The sequence below is a fragment of the Rhodococcus sp. Q1 genome (genome assembly GCF_004153645.1).
GTDB lineage: Bacteria > Actinomycetota > Actinomycetes > Mycobacteriales > Mycobacteriaceae > Rhodococcus > Rhodococcus gordoniae.
This window is the reverse complement of record NZ_SDMJ01000003.1, coordinates 17,718-32,750: the sequence shown is the minus strand read 5'-3', so window position 1 is coordinate 32,750 and position 15,033 is coordinate 17,718. Positions and strand designations below refer to the sequence as shown.

12 protein-coding genes and 1 tRNA gene are annotated in these 15,033 nt (G+C 68.1%); 3 read left to right on the top strand and 10 right to left on the bottom strand.

The features are described from left to right. Window positions 1-110 precede the first annotated feature (110 nt). The 10 genes from EQ874_RS08655 to EQ874_RS08610 all read right to left on the bottom strand — a co-directional run bounded on the left by EQ874_RS08655 (window position 111) and on the right by EQ874_RS08610 (window position 12,391). Window positions 111-530 carry a thioesterase family protein gene (locus tag EQ874_RS08655; protein WP_129976543.1) on the bottom strand — a complete coding sequence of 140 codons (420 nt, stop codon included), beginning with the start codon at window positions 528-530 and terminating at the stop codon, window positions 111-113. After that, on the bottom strand, window positions 523-2,196 hold the full coding sequence (gene ettA / locus EQ874_RS08650) for an energy-dependent translational throttle protein EttA (protein WP_026002935.1): 1,674 nt from the start codon (window positions 2,194-2,196) through the stop codon (window positions 523-525). Before ettA ends, EQ874_RS08655 begins: the two co-directional genes overlap by 8 nt. 72 nt (window positions 2,197-2,268) lie before the next feature. Further along, window positions 2,269-3,372 (bottom strand): lipase family protein, encoded by a 1,104-nt coding sequence (locus EQ874_RS08645; RefSeq protein ID WP_242496737.1) that lies wholly within the window; start codon window positions 3,370-3,372, stop codon window positions 2,269-2,271. A gap of 117 nt (window positions 3,373-3,489) precedes the next feature. Continuing rightward, on the bottom strand, window positions 3,490-5,523 hold the full coding sequence (locus EQ874_RS08640; RefSeq protein WP_129976541.1) for a cytochrome c oxidase assembly protein: 2,034 nt from the start codon (window positions 5,521-5,523) through the stop codon (window positions 3,490-3,492). A gap of 2 nt (window positions 5,524-5,525) precedes the next feature. Beyond that, complete coding sequence (locus EQ874_RS08635; protein ID WP_016932555.1) at window positions 5,526-6,776, bottom strand: VWA domain-containing protein; 1,251 nt, start codon at window positions 6,774-6,776, stop codon at window positions 5,526-5,528. Beyond that, on the bottom strand, window positions 6,776-7,672 hold the full coding sequence (locus EQ874_RS08630) for a MoxR family ATPase (protein WP_129976540.1): 897 nt from the start codon (window positions 7,670-7,672) through the stop codon (window positions 6,776-6,778). Before EQ874_RS08630 ends, EQ874_RS08635 begins: the two co-directional genes overlap by 1 nt. Further along, entirely contained in the window at window positions 7,669-8,580 is a 912-nt protein-coding gene (locus EQ874_RS08625; RefSeq protein WP_165369237.1) for an XdhC family protein, read from the bottom strand. The genes EQ874_RS08630 and EQ874_RS08625 overlap by 4 nt, the downstream gene beginning before the upstream one ends. A 46-nt stretch (window positions 8,581-8,626) precedes the next feature. Further along, the gene (locus EQ874_RS08620) at window positions 8,627-11,020 is read right to left on the bottom strand and encodes an aerobic carbon-monoxide dehydrogenase large subunit (protein WP_064063300.1); all 2,394 of its coding nucleotides are present in this window, start codon (window positions 11,018-11,020) and stop codon (window positions 8,627-8,629) included. Further along, window positions 11,020-11,505: a (2Fe-2S)-binding protein gene (locus EQ874_RS08615; protein WP_064063299.1), complete on the bottom strand. Its 486-nt coding sequence runs from the start codon at window positions 11,503-11,505 to the stop codon at window positions 11,020-11,022. The genes EQ874_RS08620 and EQ874_RS08615 overlap by 1 nt, the downstream gene beginning before the upstream one ends. A gap of 4 nt (window positions 11,506-11,509) precedes the next feature. After that, complete coding sequence (locus EQ874_RS08610) at window positions 11,510-12,391, bottom strand: xanthine dehydrogenase family protein subunit M (RefSeq protein WP_129976538.1); 882 nt, start codon at window positions 12,389-12,391, stop codon at window positions 11,510-11,512. A gap of 250 nt (window positions 12,392-12,641) precedes the next feature. Here EQ874_RS08610 and EQ874_RS08605 point away from each other — a divergent pair, with 250 nt between their 5' ends. The 3 genes from EQ874_RS08605 (at window position 12,642) to gdhA (ending at window position 14,979) form a co-directional block, all read left to right on the top strand. Beyond that, on the top strand, window positions 12,642-13,298 hold the full coding sequence (locus tag EQ874_RS08605) for a DedA family protein (protein WP_129976537.1): 657 nt from the start codon (window positions 12,642-12,644) through the stop codon (window positions 13,296-13,298). A 61-nt stretch (window positions 13,299-13,359) separates the two neighbouring features. After that, a tRNA-Arg gene (locus EQ874_RS08600) sits at window positions 13,360-13,433 on the top strand. A gap of 202 nt (window positions 13,434-13,635) precedes the next feature. Next, a complete protein-coding gene (gdhA, locus tag EQ874_RS08595; RefSeq protein ID WP_024100550.1) occupies window positions 13,636-14,979 on the top strand; it encodes an NADP-specific glutamate dehydrogenase in 1,344 nt (447 codons plus the stop codon). The last annotated feature ends 54 nt before the right edge of the window (window positions 14,980-15,033 follow it).

Here is a 15,033-nt window from a genome sequence, read left to right as displayed (position 1 = left end):
GTCGGGCGGATACACCGCGCGCCGCGGACGGACTCGTGATCGAGCCTATCCGCGGCGCGCAGTCGGGGTGCCGGAACCGGCGGGCCGGACAGCAGCGGAGGACCGCTGGGTCAGACGGTAGCGGCGATACGGTGCCGGTCGAGCACCGCCCGGACCTCGTCGCTCAACGGCCGGGACGTGTCGGTCGCGGGATCGAAGCCGACGAGCACGGTGTCGGCGACGGCGCACACCACGCCCTCCCTGTCGAGGATCGTCTGGCGCACCGTGAACGAACTGGTGCCGAGACGCAGCACCGCGGTCTCGACCTCGATCGGCGCCGACGAGTCCTTGAGCGTCCGCAGGAACTCGACGTCCATCTTCCGGACGACAACCGCGTCGCGCGACGGCAGCTCGCTCAGGAAGAACTTGATGCGTCCCTCCTGCAGGTACTCGACGACCTTGGCGTTGTTGACATGCCCCAGCCGGTCGGAGTCGCCCCAGCGCACCTCGATCGGGCACCGGTAGGGCCGGTGACCGTTCGACTCAGTCACGCGTGAGCTTCCGGTGCGTGACACGGTGCGGACGTGCGGCGTCCGCACCGAGGCGCTCGACCTTGTTCGCCTCGTAGGCCTCGAAGTTGCCCTCGAACCAGAACCACTGGCCCTCTGCGACGTTGCCCTCCCACGCCAGGATGTGGGTACAGGTGCGGTCGAGGAACCAGCGGTCGTGGGAGATCACGACGGCGCAGCCCGGGAACTGCTGCAGCGCGTTCTCGAGCGACGACAGGGTCTCGACGTCGAGGTCGTTGGTCGGCTCGTCGAGGAGGATCAGGTTGCCGCCCTCCTTGAGCGTGAGCGCCAGGTTGAGGCGGTTGCGCTCACCACCGGAGAGCACACCGGCCGGCTTCTGCTGGTCGGGACCCTTGAAACCGAACGCGCTCACATAGGCGCGCGAGGGCATCTCGTTCTGCCCGACCTCGATGAAGTCGAGACCGTCGGAGACCACCTCGAAGACCGTCTTCTTCGGATCGATGTTCGCGCGGTTCTGGTCGACGTAGCTGAGCTTGACCGTGTCGCCCACCTTGACGGTGCCGCTGTCCGGCTCCTCGAGCCCGACGATCGTCTTGAACAGCGTGGTCTTACCGACACCGTTGGGGCCGATGACACCGACGATGCCGTTGCGCGGCAGCGTGAACGACAGGTCCTTGATCAGGACGCGGCCGTCGAAGCCCTTGTCGAGGTGCTCCACCTCGACGACGACGTTGCCCAGACGCGGCGGCGTCGGGATCTGGATCTCCTCGAAGTCGAGCTTGCGGTGCTTCTCGGCCTCCGCGGCCATCTCCTCGTAGCGGGCCAGACGCGCCTTGTTCTTCGTCTGCCGAGCCTTGGCACCGGAGCGGACCCACTCGAGCTCTTCGCGGAGCCGCTTCTGCAGCTTCTGATCCTTCTTGCCCTGCACCTCGAGGCGCTCGGCCTTCTTCTCCAGGTAGGTGGAGTAGTTGCCCTCGTAGGGGTGCAGCTTGCCGCGGTCGACCTCGCAGATCCACTGCGCGACGTGATCGAGGAAGTACCGGTCGTGGGTGACGGCCAGCACGGCGCCCGGGTAGGACGCGAGGAACTGCTCGAGCCACAGCACCGACTCGGCGTCGAGGTGGTTGGTGGGCTCGTCGAGGAGCAGCAGGTCGGGCTTGCTCAGCAGCAGCTTGCACAGCGCGACACGGCGACGCTCACCACCGGAGAGATGGGTGACGGGCTCGTCCGGCGGAGGGCAGCGCAGCGCATCCATGGCCTGCTCGAGCTGCGAGTCGAGATCCCATGCGTTGGCATGATCGAGCTCCTCCTGGAGCTTGCCCATCTCCTCCATCAGCTCGTCGGAGTAATCGGTGGCCATGAGCTCGGCGATCTCGTTGAACCGATCGAGCTTGACCTTGATCTCGCCGAGACCCTCCTCGACGTTCTCCTTGACCGTCTTCTCCTCGTTGAGGGGCGGCTCCTGCAGGAGGATGCCGACGGTGGCCTCCGGATCGAGGAAGGACTCACCGTTGCTGGGCTGATCGAGCCCGGCCATGATCTTGAGAATCGACGACTTGCCCGCGCCGTTGGGTCCGACGACGCCGATCTTCGCGCCGTGGTAGAAGCTCATGGTGACGTCATCGAGGATGACCTTGTCACCGTGCGCCTTGCGCACCTTCTTCATCGTGTAAATGAACTCCGCCATGACCACCAGCGTATCGGGCGACGGTCGATTACCCACATCGTGCGACCACGGGATGCCCGGGCCGCGCCGGCGTCAGCGCCGCAGCAGGTCGGCGACGAACCCGGTGGTGTCGGGCAGCGACGCGAACATCGTCTCGGAATGCCCTGTCGGATACGTCCGGAACTGCGCGTTCGCGCCCCCGGCCCACAGGTTCCCGATCAGTTCGAACGCGAGCGGCGCGGGCACCGTCGTATCGCGCAGACCCTGCGCGAGGAACAGTGGCCGGTCGTAACCACGGGTCGGCACCGCGACATAGTCGGTGAAGGCGGCGCGGAACCGGTCGTCGCTCAGCGGACGGGCGAGGACCTCACCGATGCCGACCTCGCCGTAGCGGTCCATCAGCTCGTCGTAACAGAGTCGCTCGGCGGCGTCGACCACCTCGCGACCGAGGGGAGTGAGGTATCCGTCGACGTCCAGGGAAGGATCGGCGTCGCGCAGACCCGCGAAGATGTAGGCGGCGAACGCCGTGAGCCCGTCGAGACCGAGATCGGGGAAGCCCGGGAATCCGAGCGGGAACGCGTACTCGAGGTTGGACGGCGCGCCCGTCGTGAGCGTCCCGCGGAAGTCCAGTTCGGGCGCGCGGGTGGTCGCCGCGTGCGCGGTGTGCAGACCCGCGTGCCCACCCTGCGACTGCCCGATCACGACCCAACGGTCGGACAACGCCGGCTCGACGGCGCGTCCCGCCCGCACGATGTCGATCACGCTGTTCGCGGCACTCTGCCCGTCCAGATAGCGGTGCAGTCCGTCCGAGCCCAGGCCCGGATAGTCGGCTGCCACCACGGCGTAGCCCTGCCCGAGCCAGTGGTCGAGATAGGTGGTGTCGCGCGGGGTACGCGGCAACCGCGACGGCGCGCACGAATCGTCGAGACCGACCGTGCCGTGGGCCCATGCGACCACGGGCCACCCGCCCTCGGGCGGCGTGCCGGGAGGGACGAACAGTGCCCCGGTCGCTGTGGTCGGGGTGCCGTCGCGCCACTGCGTGGTGTAGGCGAGGACGCGAGCCGAGGACGCCCCGGGCAGGGACGATTCCGGGTCGAGCGGGGCGACCTCGACAACCTTTCCCGGCGCCGGGTTCGCGCCCACCGCGGGAGGTGACACGACGGTCGTCAGCAGTGCCAGAGCACCGGCGAGCAGCAGGGCGGGGACGTGCGTGGTACGGGTCACGCCGAGGACGATACGGACCGTCCGGCCGCGGCGTCCGTATTCGTCCGATTCGCCGCGGCGCGACAGGATGTGCGTGTCGGATCGGCGCGGCTAGCGGCCTTCGCGGTCGCGGCGCGCCAGCTCGGCGAACATCGCGTTGTGTGCCGCGAGGTCGGCGTCGTCGTCGCGCTCCGCAGCCCGGTCGACGCGACGGGCCGTGCGCCGGTCGGTGCGCGACCACTGGACGAGCAGCGCGAGCATCACGAGTACGAGCGGAATCTCGCCGGCCGACCACGCGATGCTGCCGCCGACCTTCTGATCGGAGAACAGGTCGTAGTTCCACGGCAGGGCCAGGCCACGGTAGTAGCTCTCGGCCATCACCGTGCCCATGCTCATGAGCGTCACACCGAAGAAGGCGTGGAACGGGAGCGAGCCGAAGACCATCGCCAGCTTCGTCACGGGCTGCAGGTCGCGTGGCGACGGGTCGACGCCGATCACCACCCAGTAGAACAGGTAGCCGCTCAGCAGGAAGTGCAGGTTCATCAGGACGTGGGCGGTGTGACTGTCGATGAACGCGGTGAAGATCCCTCCGAGATACAACGCGTAGAAACCGCCGACGAACATCACCGATGCCACGATCGGGTGCGTGAAGAAGCGCGACAGCGGGCTGTGGAGGAACTCGAGGATCCATTCGCGCGGGCCGGGAGGGGCGTTGCGTCCGGCCGGCTTGAACGCACGCAGGGCGAGGGTCATCGCCCCGCCGAGCGCCAGAAGTACGGGAGCGAGCATCGACAGGGCCATGTGCGCGCCCATGTGCACGCTGAACATCGCCGGGGAGTACATGCCGACGCCGGAACTGGTGGCGACGAACAGCACGAAGCAGCCCGAGAACCAGGCGATCGACCGGCCGAGCGGCCACGAGTCACCACGCTTGCGCAGGGTCCACAGACCGACGGCGTAGGCGGCGGCGAGTACGAGTGCGGCAGTGCCGAAGATGAGGTCGAATCGCCATTGCCCGAAGAACAGGCTCACGAAGGACGGGGGTACGTCGAGCTGGTATCCGAGCTCGACCTCCTGGATCGTCGGCACCGAAGGCGGGGGCGGCGGAGGCGTGCGACCGAGTCCCACGGCCAGGCCGATCGTGGCGGCGAGGACGAACGCCTCGGCGACGGTGAACCGCACGAGAGCGGACCGGCTGGTGGGGTCGGCCTCGAGGGCCGGCAGCGCCCGGCGTCGCTGGGCCCAGCCGAAGATGCCGAGCAGGACCAGCGCGACGGTCTTCGCGAGCAGCAGCCTGCCGTAGGTGGTGGTCGTCAGGTCGTCGAACGACATGCGGACCGCAGCGTTGATCACGCCGCTGACAGCCATCACCACGAACGCGAGTCCGGCGACGAAGGAGAACCGCCGGGCGGCGACATCGGTGTGCTCCCCGCCCCGCATCGAATGGGCGAGCAGCGCGAACAACCCGCCGGCCCAGACGGACGCCGCGCCGAGGTGCAGCACGAGGCTGTTGGTCGCCATGTCGTGCGAACCGCCCGACGAGGAGTGCCCGGTCAGGGCGATCGGCATGAGGGCGACGAACGACAGCAGCAACAGATACGGCGTCCACGACCAGCGCACCGCGAGCCGGGCCAGCAGCGCGGTGATCAGCGCGAGCACGGTCGTCCAGGCCCAGGCCAGCGCGACCTCCACCTGTCCGAGTGCCGAGAACAGGTTTTCCGGACGGATGGCCTCGCTCAGCGGACTGCCGGAAGTGTCGGACAGGGTCAGCGGCACCATCAGCGCGGCGGTGACCGCCCATACCGTTGCGGCGACACCTGCCGTCCGCACGGCGCGATAGCCGCCGACGTCGAGTACCCCGCTCCGCTGCGGGGGTACGAGGAAGGCGGCGAAGAACAGCGACCCGATCGTGATGACCGTCGCGATCTCGGAGATCGCGCGCACCGCGGGAAGCCCGTAGGTCGTGAGCGAACCGGGGTCGGGGATACCGAGCAACACCAGAGCCTGGGCAGCGGACAGTCCGACCGCGAACGCCGCGACGATCGCTGCGAGGAGGCCGAAGAGAATCAGCAGTGCCGGCGGGTTTCCCCTCATGGGGGCGGGCGCCGGAAGCTGCGCGGGAGACGCGAGCTCGGATGTTGCCATGGCTACCAGGGTAGGACGTCCACGCCATGACCTACGACACGCCGTCGGAGTCCCCCGTCCCCCGTACCGGTGGACGTGACGACGTCGACGGCGTGCTGCAGGGCCACGAGTGTGTCGGCCGCCACCATCGCGTCGCAGTGCGGAAGCGCGGCGGACATCGGCCCGGTCGAGGGCGTGAAGCCGGACTGCCCCGCCCGGGGGTTGAGCCACACCAGCCGGTGCGCGCGACGCCGGATCCTGGCCAGGACGTGGGCGAGGTCGGTGGGATCGTCGCTGTCCCAACCGTCGGACGCGACGACGACGATCGCTCCGCGCATCAGGTGTCCGTGACGCGAGGCGACCACCTCGGCGAGGGAACCGGCGATGCGGGTGCCTCCGAACCGCGTCCGCACCCGCTCGTTGGCGACGTCGATCGCCTGGTCGACCGACCGGTGCCGGAGCACGGGTGTCAGACGCGCAGCTGTGGTGGAGAACACGAAGACCTCGGCCGTTCCGGTGTGCGCGAGCGCACGGACGAGATGCAGATACACCCCGATGTGGGGACGCATGGAACGGCTGACATCGCAGAACACGACGATCTGCCGCCGGCGTCGACCCGGTCGCGTGCGGATCAGGCGGAGCGGCTCGAACCCGGTGCCGCGGGAGGCGGCGATGCTCGCGCGGATGTCGACGCGTCCGGTACGGCCTTCGACCCGGCGGCGGGTGCGGCGAGTCGCCCAGCGCGCTCCGGCCGCCTCGATCCATGCCTCGAGGAGTGCGAGTTGCGCCGGGTCGAGGTCGTCGAACCGCTGATCGGCGATCTCGGCCAGTGCGCTCGCCACCTCGCGCCCCGGGCGACCGGGCGCCCGCTCCCCCTCTGCGGACTCGACGATCGTCCTGGTGACCCATGGAACGTCGTGTCCGGAAGGGGGAACCCCGCTGGGCCGGCGGGGTCCGTCCGGTGTCGACGCCCCCGGCGCGCCTTCGTCCTCGGGTCCCGTGCGACGGGCGTGCGGGTCGAGCGGAACTGGCGCCTCGCCGAACACCCGGTCGAAGACCGTATCGAAGGTGGACAGGCTCTCGTACCGGTCGACGAGGGTGAGCCGCGCGGTCCAGTACAACCGAGTCCGGGTGGTCGGCGGACACGCACGCAGGCCGCGCGTGAAGGTCGCCGCTCCGTCCGCCGGGACCACGATCCCGGCGGACCTGAGCCGGTCGACCAACGCGACTGTGAAGGCGGCGTGATCGACCCCGGGGAGCAGCCCGGCGCTCATTACACTTCGGTGGAGACGAAGCGGGTCAGCGCCTCCCCCAGCGCGTCGCCGTCGTCGGGGGTCTTCGCCAGTGCCGCGAGCGACATCGCCGCTTCGGGCCGGACGAGGTCGGTGACACCGAGTGCGGCGAGGGCCGATACCCAGTCGATGGTCTCCGCGATTCCGGGTGCCTTGTCGAGATCGAGCCGGCGGGCCACCGCGACGAAATCCGTGGCACGTTCGACGAGCGCGATGTTCGCCGATGGCACCGTGCGACGCAGGATCGCCACCGCCCGGGCGCGGTCGGGGTAGTCGATCCAGTGGTACAGGCAACGTCGCCGCAGTGCGTCGTGCAGGTCGCGGCTCCGATTCGAGGTCAGCACGACAACGGGTGGGCGGGTCGCGGTGAGGGTGCCGAGTTCGGGAACGGTGACAGCGAACTCCCCCAGGAATTCGAGCAACAACGCCTCGAATTCGTCGTCGGCACGGTCGATCTCGTCGACGAGCAGAACGGCGGGTGTGTCGCCGCGGTGGCGGACGCAGCGCAGGATGGGGCGTTCGAGGAGGTATTCCTCGGAGTACAGGTCGGCTTCGGCGGGAACGTCGCCGCGCGCTTCGGCGAGCCGGATCGCGAGCAACTGGCGTTGGTAGTTCCAGTCGTAGAGGGCCTCGGCGACCGACAGTCCCTCGTAGCACTGCAACCGGATCAGCGGGCTGCCGAGGATCTGCGCGAGCACCTTGGCGGCAGTGGTCTTGCCGACCCCCGGTTCGCCCTCGAGCAACAGCGGTCGCCCCAATGCGACGGCGAGGTGGATCGCGGCGGCGGTGCCCTGATCGAGCAGGTGATCGTGGCTGTCGAATCTGGCCACCACGTCGTCGACGCCGGTGAAGATGCCCGGAGAGGACGGGTCGGTCACGCGACGTCGTCCTTCTCGAAGCGGCTGCGGCAACCCGGGCAGCAGAACCACATCGTCCGGCCCGCAACGACGAGGTGCGGGGTGGACTCGGTGATCGTGACGGTCATCCCGCACACCGGGTCGACGGCCGTCTGCGGCTTCGACTCCGCCTCCCTCGGCACCTCGACGCGTCGACAACTCTCCTCGGAGGGGCGGGTGAGGCCGCCGCTGCGCGCGACTCGCACGATGTCGGCCACGATCGACAGTCCGATCTCCGCGGGGGTGCGGGCACCGATATCGAGCCCGACCGGGGTGTGCACGTGGGCACGCTCGTCGTCGGTCGGATCCACCTCGTCGAGCACCGCGGCGCCACGGGTGTGACTGGCCACCAGACCGATATAGCGGCTTCCGGCGTCGAGCGCCGCGCGGATCACACTCCCCTCGTCACCTCCGTGACTCGCGACGATCACCACCGAAGCGTCGGCGGGCACGCGCGTCCCGCGGATCCGTTCCACCGAGTAGTCGACGCGCCGCGCGAAGTCGCTCACGGCGTCGGCCACGGGCGAGTCCCCGAAGACGGCCACCACGAGCGCAGGCATCCGCGGCTCGAGAAAGATCTCGGTGGCCCCACCGGACATGCACGGGTTGACCGCGATCGTCGCCCCCGGAGTGTCGGGGAACTCGGCGGCTCCGGCCGGCAGCACCCGCAGGAGCATGCTCTCCCCTCGCTCGAGCACCGTGCGGGACATTTCGCGCACCGAGTTCTCGGTGCACTGTCCGCCCACGAACCCCTCGATCGTGCCGTCGGCGTGGACGAGCGCCCGGTCGCCCGAGTGCGCGGACGTCGGCGGTTGCGCCCGTACAACGGTCGCTTCCACGAACGGGCGGCGTTCGCTGCGCAACTGTGCTGCCCGCACCGCAAGGTCCATGTCCTCGTACTCCGCTCGTTCCACTCGAATCCTTCTGTCGCGTCGCTCAGATCGGCGGGGTCGCGCGACCCTGCATGGCTTCCCACACCCGCGACGGTGTCAACGGCATGTCGGCGTGCCGGACGCCGAGGGGTTTCAACGCATCGACCACGGCGTTGACGATCGCGGGTGGGGAACCGACCGTGGCGGATTCGCCGATGCCCTTCGCGCCGATCGGGTGATGCGGTGACGGGGTGACGGTGAACGCCGTCTCGAGCGTGGGTACTTCGAGGGCGGTGGGGATCAGGTAGTCCATGAACGACCCGCCCAGGCACGTTCCGTTCTCGTCGAACGCGATCATCTCCATCAGGGCCATGCCGATCCCGTCGACGATGCCACCGTGCACCTGCCCTTCGATGATCATCGGGTTGATGCGGGTGCCGCAGTCGTCCACGGCCAGGAACCGGCGGATCTTCACCTCCGCGGTGCCGGGATCGACGTCGACGACACAGAAATAGGCGCCGTAGGGATAGGTCAGGTTCTCGGGGTTGTAGCAGATCTGCGCCTCGAGACCGCCTTCGAGACCTTCGGGCAGATCGCCGGCGCCGTGGGCCCGCATCGCGATGTCCTGGATCGTGACCGCCGCCGCCGGGTCGCCCTTGACCCGGAAGGTGCCCTTCTCCCATTCGAGATCGGCGACGGAGACCTCGAGCATGCCCGATGCGATGATCTTCGCCTTGTCGCGCACCTTGCGGGCGACCAGCGCGGCGGCCGCGCCGGACACCGGTGTCGAGCGGCTTCCGTAGGTGCCGAGTCCGAAGGGGGTGTTGTCGGTGTCGCCGTGGACGACGTCGATGTCGTCGGGCGGGATGCCGATCTCCTCCGCGACGATCTGCGCGAAGGTCGTCTCGTGTCCTTGCCCCTGGGACTGCACCGACAGCCTCACCACGGCCTTACCGGTGGGATGGACGCGCAGTTCGCAGCCGTCGGCCATGCCGAGACCGAGGATGTCCATGTCCTTGCGCGGCCCCGCGCCGACGGCCTCGGTGAAGAACGACATGCCGATGCCCATCAGTTCGCCCCGTGCGCGGCGTTCGGCCTGTTCGCGCCGCAGATCCTCGTATCCGACGAGGTTCATGGCCTTGCGCATGGTGGTCTCGTAGTCGCCGGAGTCGTACTTCCAGCCGGTCTTGCTCGTGTACGGGAACTGTTCGGGGCGCAGAAGGTTCTTCAGTCGTAGTTCGGCCGGGTCCATATCGAGGTCGTAGGCCAGACAATCGACGAGCCGTTCGACGAAGTACACGGCTTCGGTGATGCGGAACGAGCACGCGTAGGCGACACCGCCGGGTGCCTTGTTGGTGTAGACCGCGGTCATGTGGGAGTACGCGGCCTCGATGTCGTAACTGCCGGTGAACACCCCGAAGAAGCCGGCCGGATATTTCACCGGGGCCGCGGTGGCGTTGAACGCGCCGTGGTCGGCGAGGACACGGGACCGGATGGCGAGGATGCGGCCTTCCTTCGTCGCCGCGATCTCCCCGATCATGATGTAGTCGCGCGCGAAGCCGGTACTCATGAGGTTCTCGCTGCGGTCCTCCATCCACTTGACGGGCCGTCCGGTGACCAGCGACGCGACGATCGCCCCGACGTAACCGGGGTAGATGGGCACCTTGTTGCCGAATCCACCGCCGATGTCGGGCGAGATGACGCGGATCTTGTGTTCGGGCAGACCCGCGACCAGCGCGTACAGCGTGCGATGGGCGTGCGGGGCCTGTGTGGTGGACCAGAGCGTCAGCTTTCCGGAGATCCGGTCGTAATCGGCGACCGCACCGCACGTTTCCATGGGCGCCGGGTGCACCCGCGGATAGACGATCTCCTGCCGGGTGACGACGTCGGCCTTCGCGAAGACCGCGTCGGTGGCCGCCGCATCGCCGGTTTCCCAGTCGAAGCAATGGTTGTCGGTCTTCCCGTCGAGATCGGTCCGGATCACCGGTGCCTCGGGCGACAGGGCCGTGCGCACATCGACGACCGGGTCGAGCATCTCGTAGTCGACGTCGATCAGTTCGAGGGCATCGCGCGCCGAATAGTGGTCGTCGGCGACGACGAACGCGACCTCCTGGCCGTGGAAGCGCACCTTGTCGGTGGCGAGCACGGCCTGCACGTCGTTCGACAGTGTCGGCATCCACGCCAGGCCCTTCTCGGCCAGGTCGGCGCCCGTGATCACCGCCCGCACCTTCGAGTGTGCGAGGGCGGCGGACGTATCGATGCTGTTGATCCGGGCATGCGCGACCGGCGATCGGAGCACTGCGAGATGCAGCATGCCGGGCAGCCTGACATCGTCGACGTAGGTGCCGCGGCCGCGCACGAAGCGCGGGTCCTCCTTGCGCAGCATGCGGCCGTGTCCACACGGCGTGCGATCGTTGTCCTGTTCCTCCGGGCGCATGTCCGGTTCGACCGCGGTCATCACGACACCTCCGTGGGCTGTGAGGTCGAGGAGTGTTCGGCGGCCCACCGGACCGACCGGACGATGGTGGTGTAGCCGGTGCAGCGGCAGATCTGCCCGGAGATCGCCTCGCGGATCGTCGCGTCGTCGGGGTCGGGATCGCGATCGAGCAGCGCCCGGGCGGTGATCATCATTCCCGGGGTGCAGAAGCCGCACTGCAGCCCGTGGCAGCGCACGAATCCTTCCTGCACCGGGTCGAGGACGCCGTCGCGTTCGAGTCCTTCGACGGTGAGCACCTCGTGGCCGGCGACCATGACCGCCAGGGTGGTGCACGACTTCACCGGTTCGCCGTCCACGGAGACGACGCACGTTCCGCAATTGCTCGTGTCACATCCCCAGTGGGTTCCGGTCAGACCGAGGTGGTCTCGCAGGAAATGCACGAGCAGAGTTCGAGGTTCGACGTCGGCGGTGACGTTCTCGCCGTTGACTGTCATCGAGATCTGCATCGGATCACACCCTTTCGGTGGCGCCGAGACGTTCGGCGGCTCGGCGCAGGGCACGCACCGTCAACTCGGACGCGAGGTGACGTTTGTAGGCGGCGGTGCCACGCTGGTCGGTCTCGGGATCGCAGGCCCGCGCGGCTGCGGCGCCGGCCTCTCGGAACAGGTCGTCGGACAGTGGCGCACCCCGCAGCAGGTCGGTGATCGCCGACAACGCCTCGTCGTCGCCGCGCACGGCCGTCAGCCCGACCCGTGCGTCGGTGATCCGTCCTCCCGACGTCCACAGCGCGACACCCGCGGCGGCCACCGCCCAGTCGCCGGTGCGACGCTCGACCTTCTCGTACGCACTGGCCCCGGTGCCCTTCCTCGGCAGCCGCACCTCGACGAGCAGTTCGTTCGGGGCGACCGCCGTCTCGTAGGGGCCGAGATGGAAGTCGTGGAAATCGAGCTCGCGCACCCCGCCCGGTCCGCGTACGACACAGGTCGCGCCGAGCACTGCACACACGGTGGACAGGTCCTCGGCAGGATCTGCCTGACACAACGACCCACCGAGCGTTCCACGATTGCGGACGACGGGATCGGCGATCACTCGCTCGGCATCGCGGAAGATCGGGAAGATCTCGGCGAGTTCGTCGGATTCGAGAAGCCGGCGGTGCCGGACCAGGGCACCGAGGCGCACGGACCCGGGTTCGAACACGATGTGATCGAGTTCGTCCGCGAGATCGTTGATGTCGATCAAGTACTCCGGATTCGCGAGCCGAAGTTTCATCATCGGCAGCAGACTGTGTCCGCCGGCGACGACCCGGGCCCCCTCTCCGTGCCGGTCGAGCAACTCGACGGCGTGATCCACTCCGGTGGCACGCTCGTACTCGAATGGGCCAGGAACCTGCATGAAGAACTCCCGCCATCAGGTGGCGCGGACCGGCTTTCCCCCACCGGCCGCCCACGATTCCCCCTTGGTGCGCCCATAGTAGACCCGAGTCGAGATCGATGCGACGAAACGGGCGAATCGGAATCGAATCGTTCTCTTGCGGTCGACGGTGTGTGCCGTAACGCCGCCCTCGTCCGGAGTCCTCGGCGGCGCGAGCGGATAGCGTGGAAGGAGCCGACCGGCGGACCCGACGGGAGCACCACGCATATCCATGGACGTGATCAACGAATTCATCATCGGCCAGGCCGCGGCCCTCTGGGTCTATCCGTTGGTCTTCGCCGTGTGCATCCTCGACGGCTTCTTCCCTCCGGTGCCCAGCGAGACCGTCCTGGTGACCCTGGCGTCCCTCTCGGGCTCGACCGGACTTCCCCACCTGTGGATCGTCGTCGTGCTCGCGGCGCTCGGCGCGATCATCGGCGACAACATCGCCTACACGATCGGACGGAAGGTCGGCACGGACCGGTTCCGGTGGATGCGCCGCCCGAAGGCACGAGCCGCTTTCGCGTGGGCGCGGCGCGGACTCGACAAGCGCGGCGCGGCAGTGATCCTCACGGCCCGCTACATCCCGATCGGCCGGATCGCTGTGAACATGACGGCCGGAGCGACCCGCTACCCACGACAGAAGTTCGTGCCCCTCACGATCCTGGGCGGTACGACCTGGGCGCTGTACTCGGCGCTGGTGGGCCGTCTCGTCGGGGGCTGGTTCGAATCGCAACCGTTGTTGGGTGCGGCCGTGTCCATCTGCGTCGCGGTGGTCCTGGGGGTCGGAATCGATCACCTCGTCCAGCGGTTCAAGACCGGGGATGTGGACGTCCCCGGGGGCGAATCGAGCACCGGCGACGACCGCGGCACAGCACTCGAGCGATGACCCGCCGACGGTGAGGGTGCGTGCACCCGCCGCCGACGGCACCCGCTAAGATTCTGGCCGCGCCTCCGTAGCTCAGCTGGATAGAGCAAGAGCCTTCTAATCTCTAGGTCGCAGGTTCGAGTCCTGCCGGGGGCACCTCCCACCGCCGGCGGATCATTCGCGGCGGGGTCGCGCATCCTACTTCCGAAACGGGCAATTCGCTCTTTTCACACGCCGCTCCGGCCGTGTGTTTCTCATCCCACCTCGGTGCTGGGTTAACACATGCTAAGGACCACGTCCTATAGTTCTCGTCGTAAATCGCGTGTTACAGAATCCTCACAGAGTCAGGTAGGTGGGCGTGTCGACATCGGACCGCATCGAAGAGATCTACGAGCAGGTCAAGGCCCGCAACGCAGGTGAACCCGAATTCCACCAGGCTGCAGCCGAAGTGTTCGAGTCTCTGCATGTCGTGCTCGAGCGGCACCCCGGATACTTCGAATCCGGCCTGATCGAGCGCCTGTGCGAGCCCGAACGGCAGATCATCTTCCGTGTGCCGTGGATCGACGACCAGGGCAACGTCCACGTCAACCGTGGCTTCCGCGTGCAGTACAACAGCGTTCTCGGCCCCTACAAGGGCGGCCTGCGCTTCCACCCGAGCGTGAACCTCGGCATCGTCAAGTTTCTCGGCTTCGAGCAGATCTTCAAGAACGCTCTCACCGGCCTGCCCATCGGCGGCGGCAAGGGTGGCTCGGACTTCGATCCCAAGGGTCGCTCCGAGCAGGAGATCATGCGCTTCTGCCAGTCGTTCATGACCGAGCTGCACCGCCACATCGGCGAGTACACCGACGTCCCGGCCGGTGACATCGGTGTCGGTGGCCGCGAGATCGGCTACCTGTTCGGCCAGTACAAGCGCCTCACCAACTCCTACGAGTCCGGCGTGCTCACCGGCAAGGGCCTCACCTGGGGCGGTTCGCAGGTGCGCAAGGAGGCCACCGGTTACGGCGCGGCCTACTTCGTCAACGAGATGGCCAAGACCGCGGGAACCTCGCTCGAAGGTCGCACCGCCGTCGTCTCGGGTTCCGGCAACGTCGCGATCTATGCCATCGAGAAGATCCACCAGCTCGGTGGCACCGCGATCGCCTGCTCCGACTCCTCCGGTTACATCGTCGACCGCAAGGGCCTCGACGTCGCTCTCCTCAAGGAGATCAAGGAAGTCCGGCGCGGACGCATCTCCGAGTACGTCGACGAGCGCGGCGACGCCGAGTTCTTCCCCGGTGGCAACATCTGGAACGTGCCGTGCGACGTCGCACTGCCGTGCGCCACGCAGAACGAACTCGACGAGGACTCGGCGAAGACCCTCGTCAACAACGGCGTGAAGATCGTCGCCGAGGGCGCCAACATGCCCACCACTCCGGGTGGCATCAGCGTCTTCCGCGACGCCGGAGTCGCCTTCGCGCCCGGCAAGGCCGCCAACGCCGGTGGTGTGGCGACCTCGGCACTGGAGATGCAGCAGAACGCCTCGCGCGATTCGTGGCACTTCGACTACACCGACGAGCGTCTCGCCGGCATCATGGCCGACATCCACGGCCGCTGCGTCGAGACCGCCGCCGAGTACGGCAAGCCGGGCGACTACATCCACGGCGCCAACATCGCCGGCTTCGTGAAGGTCGCCGACGCGATGTTCGCACTGGGCGTCATCTGACGACCCACTTCTCACACCCGAGTGCGGGTACCGACGAGGTCGGTACCCGCACTT

Bases quoted from the DNA above. Each gene is read 5' to 3' on its own strand.
- ettA (WP_026002935.1), bottom strand. From the start codon at position 2,196: ATGGCGGAGTTCATTTACACGATGAAGAAGGTGCGCAAGGCGCACGGT.
- EQ874_RS08640 (WP_129976541.1), bottom strand. From the start codon at position 5,523: ATGGCAACATCCGAGCTCGCGTCTCCCGCGCAGCTTCCGGCGCCCGCC.
- EQ874_RS08635 (WP_016932555.1), bottom strand. From the start codon at position 6,776: ATGAGCGCCGGGCTGCTCCCCGGGGTCGATCACGCCGCCTTCACAGTC.
- EQ874_RS08625 (WP_165369237.1), bottom strand. From the start codon at position 8,580: ATGGACCTTGCGGTGCGGGCAGCACAGTTGCGCAGCGAACGCCGCCCG.
- EQ874_RS08620 (WP_064063300.1), bottom strand. From the start codon at position 11,020: ATGACCGCGGTCGAACCGGACATGCGCCCGGAGGAACAGGACAACGAT.
- EQ874_RS08615 (WP_064063299.1), bottom strand. From the start codon at position 11,505: ATGCAGATCTCGATGACAGTCAACGGCGAGAACGTCACCGCCGACGTC.
- EQ874_RS08610 (WP_129976538.1), bottom strand. From the start codon at position 12,391: ATGCAGGTTCCTGGCCCATTCGAGTACGAGCGTGCCACCGGAGTGGAT.
- EQ874_RS08605 (WP_129976537.1), top strand. From the start codon at position 12,642: ATGGACGTGATCAACGAATTCATCATCGGCCAGGCCGCGGCCCTCTGG.